Source organism: Clostridium sp. AM46-21 (assembly GCF_003480025.1).
GTDB lineage: Bacteria > Bacillota > Clostridia > Lachnospirales > Lachnospiraceae > Coprococcus > Coprococcus ammoniilyticus.
Map to the genome: position 1 here is coordinate 40,097 of NZ_QUIB01000013.1, position 11,776 is coordinate 51,872.

Genomic DNA, 11,776 nt, shown 5'->3' on the forward strand with positions numbered 1-11,776 from the left:
ATTCTTAATTACTCTTCAACTGTAACGCCCATTGAACGAGCTGTTCCGGCGATCATGCTCATAGCAGCTTCAAGGCTTGCAGCATTTAAATCTTTCATCTTAAGTTCGGCAATTTCCTGAACCTTAGCCTTTGAGATAGTTGCAACCTTTGTCTTCTTTGAGTTAGCTGAACCGGATTTGATATTACAAGCCTTCTTGATCAGAAGTGCTGCAGGAGGAGTCTTAGTGATAAAGCTAAAGCTCTTATCCTGATAAACTGTAATAACAACAGGAATGATCATATCTCCTTCGTTAGCAGTTCTAGCATTGAATTCTTTTGTAAATGCAACGATATTAACACCATGCTGACCAAGAGCCGGTCCAACAGGTGGTGCAGGTGTTGCCTTTCCTGCAGGGATCTGTAATTTGATATATCCTTCTACTTTCTTCGCCATCTTAGCGCACCTCCAAAAATATTGTGGTAATAACGGGGGATACCCTTCCACTCACTCTTACAATTTCTTGATATCAGCGAATGCAATCTCTACAGATGTTGCACGGCCAAATATTTCTACATCGATGGTAATGGTCTGTTTACTTGGGTTAATTGCCTTAATACTACCCACGGTACCTTCCCAGGCACCTGCTGTAACCTCAACCATATCGCCTACTTCCGCATCGATCACGATTGTCTCCTTGTTGATTCCAAGGTACTTCATCTCATCATCTGATAACGGAACCGGTTTTGATCCTGGTCCTACGAATCCTGTAACACCTCTTGTATTACGGACTACATACCATGTGGCATCGTTCATAATCATATTGAGCAGAACATAGCCAGGGAACAGTTTTCTGGTAACAGCTTTCTGTACACCGTTCTTAACCTCAATGGATTCTTCTACGGGTACAGATACTTCTAATATCTGGTCCTGTAATTTTCTGTTTTCAATTGTTTTCTCAATATCAGCTTTAACCTTATTTTCATAACCTGAGTAGGTATGGACTACATACCATTTTGCGCTTTCTGCATCTGCCATATAATTCACCAACCTTTACTCATTATATTATGAAATTCAAGCCTATTTGTATAAGCCAGTCAACAACTGCAATAATAGCTCCGAGGATTACTGTTGAAACGATTACTACGGCTGACTGCTTAAGCAGGGTTGTTCTGTCAAGCCATGTGATTTTCTTGAATTCACCCTTTAGTTCCTGGGTCCAGCTTTTCTTGAGAGCTGTTGATTTTTCTTCACTTTTTGCCATTAAACCAATCCTCCTTCACTGGTCCGGAACTATTTTGTTTCCTTGTGTACTGTATGCTTCTTGCAGAATCTGCAGTACTTCTTTGTTTCCATTCTGTCTGGATGCGTTTTCTTATCCTTTGTCATATTGTAATTACGCTGTTTACAATCCTGACATGCCAATGTTATTTTAACGCGCACTTCCATCTACCTCCATTACTTATTTTAAGGCATAAAAAAAAAGACCTCTTTCATCGCACGTTTAACAATAACACAAGTATACAGTGCAAGTCAAGAAATCTTTTTCTGTTTTTAGACATATTCTCTATTTTTTAATTTTATAAAGAAATATGCCGCATTTATTGGATTGTCTGTATTTACCCCTTCAGATCCTTTAAGGTATGGAATAATTCCATATCCGATTCTGTCAGTTTTACATTTGTACAGATCTGCTTTCCCTCCGGATCCGTGATCTTTACTTCTATAATATAGTCTTCTTTGATCCCGCTTGCCATCGCAGCCTGTAAAAACATCGGAAACTTCGGATGATTGGATGCAAATTTCTCCCATGCGGATTTTATCTTAAAAATTGATGCCGGATTTACCATATCTATCTCCTTATACGCCTGCAAGTTTTGCAGCTTCTCTCGTCCTGCAGACATATCTCTTATTAAAATATTATTCCATATTTATGATATCAGAATAATGCTGCAATCGCGCCAAGCAGTCCGTAGCTTACAACTCCCACGATCAGTCCTGCAAGTACAACACCACCCATAACGGCAAGTGCACTCTTCTTCCAGTCAAGATCTAAGAAGCTGGCTGCCAGAGTACCCGTCCAGGCTCCTGTACCCGGAAGTGGAACCCCGACAAACAACATCAATGCGATATAGACTCCGCCGCCTGTTTTCTCAAGCAGCTTCTGTCCGCCTTTTTCGCCCTTCTGAATACACCATGTAAAAAATTTCCCTATATATTTCTTATCTTTCCCCCACATCAGAACCCGTCTGGCGAACCAGTAGATCACCGGAACCGGAAGCATGTTGCCGATCATACAGATGATCAGTGCACGAAATGTCGGTATTCCGAATACCGCTGCATATGGAATCGCACCTCGCAGTTCCACGATTGGAACCATAGATATCAGAAACATGATCAGATATTTTTTAAACATTATTATCTCCTACAATTTCTTTTTTATAGAATGGCTCTGTATTCTCTGTAACCTTTTTTCCAAGTCCGTTATCTGTTCCTGTAAGTGCGATTGGAATACCAAACGCAAGCGGTTTTATCTTTGGAAGAAGGGAATCAAATAAATCTTCTTCATCACCTTCAAAATCAATTGTGATCAGATACTCTTCATCTGAATTTTCTTTTTCCATCATCTGGATATAAGCTGCCTTTACATTTGGACGTTCAGTCAGGAATTTCTTTGCTTCATCCAACATATCAACCGGCATATATTTCGGACTTCTTAAACGGATCTTTGTATTTGCCGGAATTGTATGCTTCTTGATATTCGTATTCTTATGCTCCTCAAGCACACTCTTTCTGCTTTCATCCACTGTCTTTATAAGTGCATCCGGAACCTGCATACCAACTGTGTAGGGATCGATCACGATTCCCTGGATCTGACCATTGGAATTCAGAACCAGTGGGGCAACCTCTTTATAAGTAAGTGCCATCTTCTCAACTTCTACTTCCTTGATCGCATGCTCAAATTCTTCGTCATTTGTAAAACATGGGAAGAAGTTCTTTCCTGTATTATCTGTGATAACACGGAAATTTACTCTGAATTTTCCATCTCCCATGATCCTTCCCTGATCATCTTTTACCGGTTTTGGATCCAATGTTGCAGGCAGGATAAATCTCGCCTGTAACAGCTTCTCGATGAAATTCTTCAGATTCTGCTGATTGTTCTCTGCTTTAAATATTTCAATCGCCTCTAACAACGCTTCATTCTTTATCTTATTGCCATTTTCCATGCTTATTTTGCACCTTTCTCCTTTAAACTATCCTTATATTCTTTATATGCAGCTTCTGCTTTCTTACTTTCTTCGCTTCGCTTGGATGCTACCATCTCCGGCATAACATCGACCATTGGTTCCCCAATATACTCTGTCAGCTTCTTAAGGAATTCTCTTCCTCCTTTATAGGTTGCTACCGGAATTGCAACAACTCCCTGCGATGTCATCATTACATACCCTCTTACCACATGATAAAATGGTTTATGCTCATTCGCCTGCTCTCTGATATCTGCAATTGCATAACGCTTCCACCTTCCCGGTATCTTGCAGCAATACAGATATTCCTTATCCAGCTTTGCCGCTGATCCAACAATGCATCTGCACATCATACCGATCAATAATCCCAGAGCAATTGCTGCCAGAAGCAAAATCCTTCCGGTTCCCTTGAATACACTGTCAAATCCCAGAAGTGCTACAACAATAAATAATACGATAGCTGTACCAACAATAAATGCCAGATACCCAACTGTAGTGTATGCCTGATACTGTCCATTCTTATTTTTTTTGCATTTCGAATAATAACTGAACGGTGAATCAATAAGACCAAGGTCAGCTCCACACAACGGACAGTATTTCTGATTCAGTGTCGCATTTGCAGGAATTGACTTCCCACAGTGCGGGCAACGGAAAAACATCTGATTGATAATACCAGACAACAGCAGCATGATAACAAACAGTCCCCATCCGTATATGATCTTTCCAACAAATGTAAATATAAACAGTCCCAGAGTACCGATCATGGGCATAATTACAATACAACCCTTGGCAATTCTTAACTTCATTTCTTCCTCCATCCACAGCAGGATATTTCCTTTGCTATTTTCTATAACAGTTCTGCTGTGGCTATCTTCTTTCTATATTTCAGACCGGTTCAGATCCTAGATCTGCGCAAATGCCTGTTCCAGATCTGCGATCAGATCTTCCGCATCTTCCAGTCCACATGAATAACGGACAAGATCAGGATATACACCGCATGCTGTCAGTTCTTCATCATTCATCTGCCTGTGTGTTGCACTTGCCGGATGCAGACAACAGGTTCTCGCATCCGCTACATGTGTCTCAATCGAACCGAGTTTTAAGTGCTTCATGAATTCTTCCGCTGCTTTTCTTCCACCCTTTACACCGAGCTTACAACGCCACAGGAGCCGTTTGGCAGATATTTTTCTGCAAGTGCATGATATTTGTCATTTTCCAGCCCGCAGTAATTCACATAAGTAACCTTATCATTCTGTTCCAGATATTTTGCAACTGCGAGTGCATTCTCACAATGACGCTTTACTCTGACATGCAGACTCTCCAGTCCGAGATTCAGGATAAATGCACTCTGCGGAGACTGTACAGAACCGAAATCACGCATCAGCTGTGCAGTTGCCTTTGTGATAAATGCGCCCTCTTTTCCGAACTTCTCTGCATATGTAATTCCATGATAACTGTCATCCGGTGTGGTAAGTCCCGGGAATTTGTCTGCGTATTTCATCCAGTCGAACTTTCCGGCATCTACGATGCATCCACCGACAGCTGCTCCATGTCCGTCCATGTATTTGGTTGTGGAATGAGTTACGATATCTGCTCCCCATTCGATCGGACGACAGTTGATCGGAGTCGGGAATGTATTATCTACAATAAGCGGTACTCCCTGCTCATGCGCTACCTTTGCAAACTTCTCAATATCTAATACTGTCAGAGCCGGATTTGCAATAATCTCACCAAATAATGCCTTGGTATTCGGACGGAACGCTGCACGGATCTCATCTTCAGATGCGTCCGGATCAACAAATGTGAAATCGATTCCCATCTTCTTCATCGTTACCGCAAATAAGTTATAGGTTCCACCATAGATGGAATTTGATGCTACAACATGGTCACCACAATTTGCAATATTAAATACTGCATAGAAGTTTGCTGACTGACCGGAACCGGTAAGCATCGCCGCTGCACCGCCCTCTAACTGACAGATCTTCTTTGCGACCAGATCATTTGTCGGATTCTGAAGTCTGGAATAAAAATATCCATCTGCCTCCAGATCGAATAATTTACCCATATCTTCACTTGTTGCATATTTGAATGTTGTACTCTGATAGATTGGAACCTGACGTGGTTCTCCGTTTCCCGGTTCATAACCTCCCTGTACACATGTTGTATTAATCTTGTATTTACTCATTACATCCTCCTGATAACTATATCTTCTGTGTTTTATGATCTATTCCAAGTTTCTGTATTCATATCCATTATTATTTCCAGTATAAATACCTGTCTTTTCATGTACCATTTAGCACATCAATTCATTATATAAAATTTATCCCGTTCCTGCAAGCACATGTACTCCTACAAAAATTAAAAATCCGTTAAGATTTCCTTATTTTTACGAAAGTGCAAAAATCTCCTTACATAGCTTTCTTCCCGACTGTGTCCGGAAGATCTTCTCATAAGCAGACCGGACTGCTTTGATATGCTCTTTATCCTCATACAGGTTCACAAGGAAATCTGCCTCTACCAGTATCTGATAATCCATTCCGTCAATATTGGAATAGGTATGGTGATGTCCGACCAGATAACATACCCGCTCAATAAAGGCGGCATCATCTGTCAATGGAATAAGCAGTTTTTCTGCTTCCGGCGGGCCTTCCTTTTCCTGTGTCTTTCCTGTATTATATCCATATTTCTTTTCTGAGTTCTTTATGCCTATATCATGCACAAGTGCAGCGACTTCCAGGATCTCCAGTTCTTCTCCTGTGACTCCTTCCATCTCCCCAATCAACTTGGCAAAAGAATGAACCTTCAGAAAATGATGGATCCGTCTGGCATCTCCCGCATAATATTCGATCATCTTCTCTTTTACCCGAGATTTCAGCTCCCGGCTTGCAGGAATCGTATCTTCTACATTCTGCTGCAATCTCTCACTCTGCTCTGCTTCTGTACTCTGTTTCTGCTCGGTTTCCATTTCTTTCCTCCTGACTGTCTGCCGACCGTTTTAGTATATTTATTTAACCTGATCTATTTCTGTCTTATTTTCTTTTGTTTTTATCTGTACTCACATCCCCGATTATATATGGTTGCTACAGAATACGCAACTTTTTTCCTGTACGCCCTGTTTATCCAATATTTATGTCTTATCGTCTTCTGCAGATTGTTTTGTATTGTTTTCACTTATAGGTTGTCTTTTCTTTTCATATAGTAGTATAATTTTCAAGTGCAGGTTTTTTTAGGAGGTTTTACAAATGAAAGATAATTCCCGTCCAATCGGCGTATTTGATTCCGGTATTGGCGGTATCAGTGTTTTAAAAGAAATCGTTTCACTGATGCCGGAGGAAAATTATATATATTATGGTGATTCCGCGAATGCTCCATATGGCACACGCCAAATCACTGACATTCAGCATCTAAGCCGGAACTGTGTGGAATTCCTGCTTGAACATGGCGCGAAAGCGATTGTGATCGCATGCAATACTGCAACCAGTGCTGCTGCTGCCATGCTTCGTGCAGACTATCCGGACATCCCTGTGATCGGCATTGAGCCGGCATTAAAACCAGCCGTTCTCTGGAAGGAACATGACCGGATCGCAGTTATGGCTACCCCTATGACATTAAAACAGGATAAGTTTCTATCGCTTATGCATACATACGAAGACCGATCCGTAATCTACCGTGTACCATGTCCAAAGCTGGTTGGCTTTGTGGAAAACGGAGATCTGGACAGTCCGGAGCTTCATGATTATCTGCAGGAGGTTCTATCGCCTTATCTGGAAAAGGGAATCGATGCGATCGTGCTTGGCTGTACGCACTATCCGTTTGTGGAAAAAATGATCCGAACCGTTGTCGGTCCGGATATCAAGATTTTTGTCGGGAGCCACGGAACTGCCGTAGAACTGCGTCGCCGCCTGATTGCCGCAGGCTTAAAGTCAGAATCTGCCGAACAGGGTACAGTCGAGATTTATAACAGTTGTACGACCGATGGGAACGCACATGTTGCCCTCTGCAGGAAGCTGCTGGCATTATAATGTACCGTACGGAAGAAGCTGGAGGCTATCATTCATTTCGCAAATCACTTTCGTTCTATTTCGCAAAAAGATTAACAGGTATCCGGTTTTATATACCCTTTATTTCACAGAACGCTCGCGCTCTATTTTTCACGTAACGGTACTAACCTCACTGCCTTTAGCAGTTCGCTAAGGACCGACGTGAAAAAAGGTCTGTTACATAAAGGTATATAAAGCCGGATACCTGTTAATCTTTTTCTATGATCCTGTTAGAGATTGCCGAATTTTTATGAACATACCATTTAATACAACTCTTCATCGTAGTATCGTAATAACAATCCGGTTACGCGGTCATAGGCTGCGAAACCGTCTGAGACACCGTTCAGGTTCAGGCTTGTTTCAGTGAAGGTATTGGATGCCTGATTGACGGTATCCGTCGATAGAATGGCCTTATCCTCTACCTTTTCCCAAGTCTCCGGGAGCAGAAAGATGTCGTCGGAAAGCACCTGTTCGGAAATCCTCTCATTTGCCAGATATAGCTCCGCATCCTCCCCGATAGCCTCATAATAGGCATTATCTACATAGGACAATACACTCAGATACCCGGAATAAATAAAGAATGGATCTTCGCTGTCGATACAGGCAAGATAAGATATAAAGTTTGCCTCATCCTCATAGATATACCCATGCAGATGCGCCAGCTCATGGCAATAGGTTGCAGGATAATTTGTGATATACATATTTGTATTACAGTTTGCTTCCATCGAAAACGGGAAATAATACCCCGCCATATAACTCTGGCTCATCAGCCCGGAAAACATCATATGCTTGACATCCGGATAGTAGCCAGACAACCGTGGATACCGGCCGGACAGTTTCCGAAGAGCATTTCGTGCCTGTTCCTGCATATCTCCATCATATGTTATGTATCCGTTTTCATCCCGCTCTACTTTAGTGCTGTATTCGTTACACTGCTTTACGATATAATTGCGAAGTGCCTGCAATTCTTCTACCTTATACTGCCGTTCCTCTGTTTCCTCATTTACAGGAAGCGAGGAACAGTGATAATAGATCGTACAGTTTCCGGTCATAATAAGACAGATCGCAACCGTTATATATGCAATAACAAGGTCATAGATCCTGCAAAATCTCCGATATCCCTTATGCTTTCTTAAAAAGATCAACAGAATATTCAGGATCAGAAATGCAAGGATCAGCAGGATTGCCGTAACGATCATAAACTCCCCGATTGAAAAGGAAAACAGATTGCCAAATCTTGCAAATACTGCAACGATAACCGGATTCACATGTTCGGCATACCAGTCGCACCAGTTTTCCCATCCCGCCTTTTCACTGATCCACGGAGCAACCCACGCTGCTGCATTTATCACTATGACCAGAATTATCCCTATAAAAAGAAGGGGTCTGTGAATATGCCTTTTTTTCTTGTTCTTTTCTACCTTATTCATAATCTTATTCTTTCTGCCAGATAATGTATTTTCTGATATGCGTCCTGTCGGATTCTCATACATACAACATCCTTTTCTACCTGTTCAGTATATCATCCTGCTCTGCTTTTTACGACACACTTCACAGATTTATAACAAAAACGCCCTCAAAGTTTGACATCTTCTCTGTCTGACGGCAGACCTGTCATTCTTTGAGGGCATTCTGTTTCCTGTTATACTTTTTACTATTGGCACATATTTACGATAAAATTATTTCAGATCTTCTACCAGTTCGTACAAAGCTTCTGCGGAATTGAAATTATCAGATGTGATCTCATCACTTGGAATGATAACATCGTATTTGTCCGCAATCTCTGCAATGATCGTTATGATATCCAGAGATTCCAGTATTCCATCATCTACCAGTGCATCTTCATTTTCAAAATCAACATTCGGTTTGATCTTCTTTAACATTGCAATAAAATCATTCATAGTTTTATTCTCCTTTATTCTTTAATTCTGCTATCTTTTTTATTTCTTTTCGAAGAAGCGAGCCTTTAAATGTCTTCGGAACTTTCTCGATATAGAATATCTTCTGCGGTAACTTATAGCTTTCAACCTGTTGCTGCATATAGCTCTGGAATGCAGTTTCGTCAAATCCATCCTCTTGCACGATCAGCATAACCGGCAATTCTCCGGTGATCGGATCCTGAACGGAACTGTAAGCACAATCTGCCACACCCGGATACCGGATCGCAACAGTCTCGACCTCTGCCGGCGAGATCTTGCTTCCACCATAGTTGATAACATCATCTGCCCGTCCAACCAGAATAATACTGCCATCTTCATCCATATAGCCAAGATCATTTGTCATAACATATCCATCCACTACCGTTTTCGCAGTAAGCTCCGGATCATTGTAATAGCCCTCCATAACAATCGGACCACCCCAGGCCAGTAAAGCAGGCTGTTTCTCAGATCCATTCTCTATAATATTCCCTTCTTCATCTATAAACCGCACTAGAGAATTGACGGTCGGATATCCGATACAACCATTCTTATTCTGACGGCTGAATTCCAGAATACAGGAGCAGCCAGCTTCCGACGATCCATAAAAATTATAAAGTCTTGTACGTGGAAGATACCGGAGCAGCTTTTCCTTGTCCGTTTCCGGAAGCGGGGCTGATCCCACCTGTATATAATCGATCTGATCGGCATATCCTGCAATCCTGTCATCTGACAAATGAAAGATCATTCCAAGTGTTGCAGGAGAAATTGCCATCGATGTTGCATGGTACTGCTCAAGCATCTTCCAGAGATTTCCTATCATAGCCATACCATTCATCAGACAGACAGTTCCGCCACTTATCATATCCGACTGATACCGTCTTATACCAAAGGAATGATTGAGTGGCATCGGTATGATCTCCACATTTCCTGGTTTCATCTGTGTTCCCTTCATAACATTCCCAGCAATTGCCACATCATTCTTATGATGCATGACAACACCCTTTGAGCTGCCGGTCGTACCCGTTGTGAACAACAGCATCGAACGTGAATCTGCATTTGGAAGCGGAACATCCAGTTCTTCTGTATTCTCCATCTGTTCCATCAGCTTCTTCGGGGATAACCAGCGCAGTCCATCTGACTCTTTGTTTGAGATCAGCCATTCTGCATCCACCTTATCCCTGATTTCCTGCATGCGCTCAGGTGAAGTAGATCGCTCAACAGGAATCACAAGCGCCTGCATATACTGCAAGGCTGAAAACAAAACCATATATTCAATGTTCTGTGTGCATCGTAAAATAACATGTGCGTTCTTTTTTATACCATTCTGAAGCAGGACATTTGCCATCTTTCTGATTGCCGTCCAATACTCCGCATATGTCAGATGTTTTTTTAACTCACAGACAGCCAGCGTATCCGGTTGTGTCTCTGCATATTTTTTTATATAATGAAGCACGGTTTCCATATCGATCCTGTTATTTCTCCTTTTTCTTTGTAATCTTTTTTACATTTTTCTTCCATTTTTTCATAAATTTCCGGTCTTCCTCATCCCATACCTTACAGGCATCTTCCCAGCTTACCTTCTGATCCTCAGTCAGAGTTTCCTGCAACTGATACTTTTCCTTCAGATATGCTCCAAGAAAGCTTGTCACCTTTTTTGCTCCTGCTATATTCGTATGCTTTGGATTATAGAAATCCGTTTTAAAATCAATATCCATCTCATCAACATACTGATTTAGATCCAGGCAGTCATAGCCCTGTTTCTCACAATAGGCATCCACAGCCAGATGCTCCCGGATCTGACTCTCATCCGTACATACGGTGTCGCTATAAACAGCACCTTTTTTCCCAGTTCATTTGCCTTTTTCTCGATTGCATCCAGAGTATCCTTAGATGCCTGTGACAGTTCAAGACTCTGATCCGTTGTATAATCCGGTTTCTTGTTTTTGAGATTTGTGATCGTTGATTTTGGTCTTGCAAATTTATCATCACTGGACGGATTGTTCAGACGATTGATCATAAATTCCCGGTCAAATTCCATCAGGTTATTATGATATTTTAATATCTGAAACATCATTTCTGCTTTCTTCACAAAGCTTCCACCATGTATAGACTGAATTGCCTGCAACCTTGTTATGGATGGATTCATGCCGGATATAAGCAATTCAAACCAATAGTCCCGTTCTTCCTGGCTGTGATCATCATTTGTATTTCTGGCGATCATGGTTCTGACCTCGATAACAAACACGTCCACATTCTGACTTTTTACCGCTTCTTCCATAATATATGGTGCCATATTCAGATCCTGGATCGAGCTAGCCAGCATAGCCGAGGTAAAATCCTGTTCCTCATATGCCTGTGGCGGATTCCAATAACGGAATATCGCACTGGATCCGATCATCAATGCATTGACCGTATCCTTTTCTTCCGCGTAATACTCTGCCCATGCCTCTGCGTCACTCTCATCCGGTCTGGCAAACTGTCCGACCTTCGATATAGAATATAACAATATGACAAAAAACAGTAGGATTGAAATTACTTTTTTTATTATTGCCAAAACCTTTTTCTTTCCTGTTTTCATGTTTTGTTCTCCTACC

General features: G+C 41.6%; 15 protein-coding genes and 1 pseudogene. 1 reads left to right on the forward strand and 15 read right to left on the reverse strand.

All coding sequences use genetic code 11. The features are described 5' to 3' along the window. Nucleotides 1–8: 8 nt before the first annotated feature. The 10 genes and pseudogenes from rplK to DW959_RS09865 all read right to left on the reverse strand — a co-directional run bounded on the left by rplK (nt 9) and on the right by DW959_RS09865 (nt 6,074). A complete protein-coding gene (gene rplK, locus DW959_RS09820; RefSeq protein ID WP_117808718.1) occupies nt 9–434 on the reverse strand; it encodes a 50S ribosomal protein L11 in 426 nt (141 codons plus the stop codon). Between the two features lie 57 nt (nt 435–491). Next, nucleotides 492–1,016 (reverse strand): transcription termination/antitermination protein NusG, encoded by a 525-nt coding sequence (nusG, locus tag DW959_RS09825; protein WP_008401095.1) that lies wholly within the window; start codon nt 1,014–1,016, stop codon nt 492–494. A 22-nt stretch (nt 1,017–1,038) separates the two neighbouring features. Continuing rightward, entirely contained in the window at nt 1,039–1,242 is a 204-nt protein-coding gene (secE, locus tag DW959_RS09830; RefSeq protein ID WP_117808719.1) for a preprotein translocase subunit SecE, read from the reverse strand. 29 nt (nt 1,243–1,271) lie between these two features. Continuing rightward, nucleotides 1,272–1,421 carry a 50S ribosomal protein L33 gene (rpmG, locus tag DW959_RS09835; RefSeq protein ID WP_008401093.1) on the reverse strand — a complete coding sequence of 50 codons (150 nt, stop codon included), beginning with the start codon at nt 1,419–1,421 and terminating at the stop codon, nt 1,272–1,274. 176 nt (nt 1,422–1,597) lie between these two features. Beyond that, the gene (locus DW959_RS09840) at nt 1,598–1,828 is read right to left on the reverse strand and encodes a hypothetical protein (RefSeq protein ID WP_021943590.1); all 231 of its coding nucleotides are present in this window, start codon (nt 1,826–1,828) and stop codon (nt 1,598–1,600) included. A gap of 89 nt (nt 1,829–1,917) precedes the next feature. Then, entirely contained in the window at nt 1,918–2,394 is a 477-nt protein-coding gene (locus tag DW959_RS09845; protein WP_117808720.1) for a small multi-drug export protein, read from the reverse strand. Continuing rightward, complete coding sequence (locus tag DW959_RS09850; RefSeq protein ID WP_118616014.1) at nt 2,387–3,205, reverse strand: enhanced serine sensitivity protein SseB; 819 nt, start codon at nt 3,203–3,205, stop codon at nt 2,387–2,389. The genes DW959_RS09845 and DW959_RS09850 overlap by 8 nt, the downstream gene beginning before the upstream one ends. 2 nt (nt 3,206–3,207) lie before the next feature. After that, entirely contained in the window at nt 3,208–4,029 is an 822-nt protein-coding gene (locus tag DW959_RS09855) for a zinc ribbon domain-containing protein (RefSeq protein ID WP_226801033.1), read from the reverse strand. A 96-nt stretch (nt 4,030–4,125) separates the two neighbouring features. Continuing rightward, nucleotides 4,126–5,408, reverse strand: a pseudogene (locus DW959_RS09860) (O-acetylhomoserine aminocarboxypropyltransferase/cysteine synthase family protein). Nucleotides 5,409–5,609: 201 nt separating this feature from the next. Next, entirely contained in the window at nt 5,610–6,074 is a 465-nt protein-coding gene (locus DW959_RS09865) for an HD domain-containing protein (protein ID WP_117785384.1), read from the reverse strand. 391 nt (nt 6,075–6,465) lie between these two features. Between DW959_RS09865 and murI the strand changes: the two genes are divergently transcribed. Further along, complete coding sequence (gene murI, locus DW959_RS09870) at nt 6,466–7,245, forward strand: glutamate racemase (RefSeq protein ID WP_118616016.1); 780 nt, start codon at nt 6,466–6,468, stop codon at nt 7,243–7,245. Between the two features lie 281 nt (nt 7,246–7,526). Here the strand turns inward: murI and DW959_RS09875 are convergent, their stop codons facing one another. The 5 genes from DW959_RS09875 to DW959_RS09895 form a co-directional block, all read right to left on the reverse strand. Then, the gene (locus tag DW959_RS09875; protein WP_182430075.1) at nt 7,527–8,693 is read right to left on the reverse strand and encodes a DUF3810 domain-containing protein; all 1,167 of its coding nucleotides are present in this window, start codon (nt 8,691–8,693) and stop codon (nt 7,527–7,529) included. A gap of 249 nt (nt 8,694–8,942) precedes the next feature. After that, nucleotides 8,943–9,164, reverse strand: coding sequence for a phosphopantetheine-binding protein (locus DW959_RS09880; protein ID WP_008401081.1), 222 nt, complete (start codon nt 9,162–9,164; stop codon nt 8,943–8,945). A gap of 4 nt (nt 9,165–9,168) precedes the next feature. Continuing rightward, nucleotides 9,169–10,644, reverse strand: a complete 1,476-nt coding sequence (locus DW959_RS09885) for a class I adenylate-forming enzyme family protein (RefSeq protein ID WP_118616020.1) — start codon at nt 10,642–10,644, stop codon at nt 9,169–9,171. A 10-nt stretch (nt 10,645–10,654) separates the two neighbouring features. Beyond that, complete coding sequence (locus DW959_RS09890) at nt 10,655–10,960, reverse strand: hypothetical protein (RefSeq protein WP_118616022.1); 306 nt, start codon at nt 10,958–10,960, stop codon at nt 10,655–10,657. After that, nucleotides 10,915–11,760: a hypothetical protein gene (locus tag DW959_RS09895; protein WP_118616024.1), complete on the reverse strand. Its 846-nt coding sequence runs from the start codon at nt 11,758–11,760 to the stop codon at nt 10,915–10,917. Before DW959_RS09895 ends, DW959_RS09890 begins: the two co-directional genes overlap by 46 nt. Between the last annotated feature and the right edge of the window lie 16 nt (nt 11,761–11,776).

Bases quoted from the DNA above. Each gene is read 5' to 3' on its own strand.
- rplK (WP_117808718.1), bottom strand. From the start codon at position 434: ATGGCGAAGAAAGTAGAAGGATATATCAAATTACAGATCCCTGCAGGA.
- nusG (WP_008401095.1), bottom strand. From the start codon at position 1,016: ATGGCAGATGCAGAAAGCGCAAAATGGTATGTAGTCCATACCTACTCA.
- secE (WP_117808719.1), bottom strand. From the start codon at position 1,242: ATGGCAAAAAGTGAAGAAAAATCAACAGCTCTCAAGAAAAGCTGGACC.
- DW959_RS09840 (WP_021943590.1), bottom strand. From the start codon at position 1,828: ATGGTAAATCCGGCATCAATTTTTAAGATAAAATCCGCATGGGAGAAA.
- DW959_RS09845 (WP_117808720.1), bottom strand. From the start codon at position 2,394: ATGTTTAAAAAATATCTGATCATGTTTCTGATATCTATGGTTCCAATC.
- DW959_RS09850 (WP_118616014.1), bottom strand. From the start codon at position 3,205: ATGGAAAATGGCAATAAGATAAAGAATGAAGCGTTGTTAGAGGCGATT.
- DW959_RS09855 (WP_226801033.1), bottom strand. From the start codon at position 4,029: ATGAAGTTAAGAATTGCCAAGGGTTGTATTGTAATTATGCCCATGATC.
- DW959_RS09865 (WP_117785384.1), bottom strand. From the start codon at position 6,074: ATGATCGAATATTATGCGGGAGATGCCAGACGGATCCATCATTTTCTG.
- murI (WP_118616016.1), top strand. From the start codon at position 6,466: ATGAAAGATAATTCCCGTCCAATCGGCGTATTTGATTCCGGTATTGGC.
- DW959_RS09875 (WP_182430075.1), bottom strand. From the start codon at position 8,693: ATGAATAAGGTAGAAAAGAACAAGAAAAAAAGGCATATTCACAGACCC.
- DW959_RS09880 (WP_008401081.1), bottom strand. From the start codon at position 9,164: ATGAATGATTTTATTGCAATGTTAAAGAAGATCAAACCGAATGTTGAT.
- DW959_RS09885 (WP_118616020.1), bottom strand. From the start codon at position 10,644: ATGGAAACCGTGCTTCATTATATAAAAAAATATGCAGAGACACAACCG.
- DW959_RS09895 (WP_118616024.1), bottom strand. From the start codon at position 11,760: ATGAAAACAGGAAAGAAAAAGGTTTTGGCAATAATAAAAAAAGTAATT.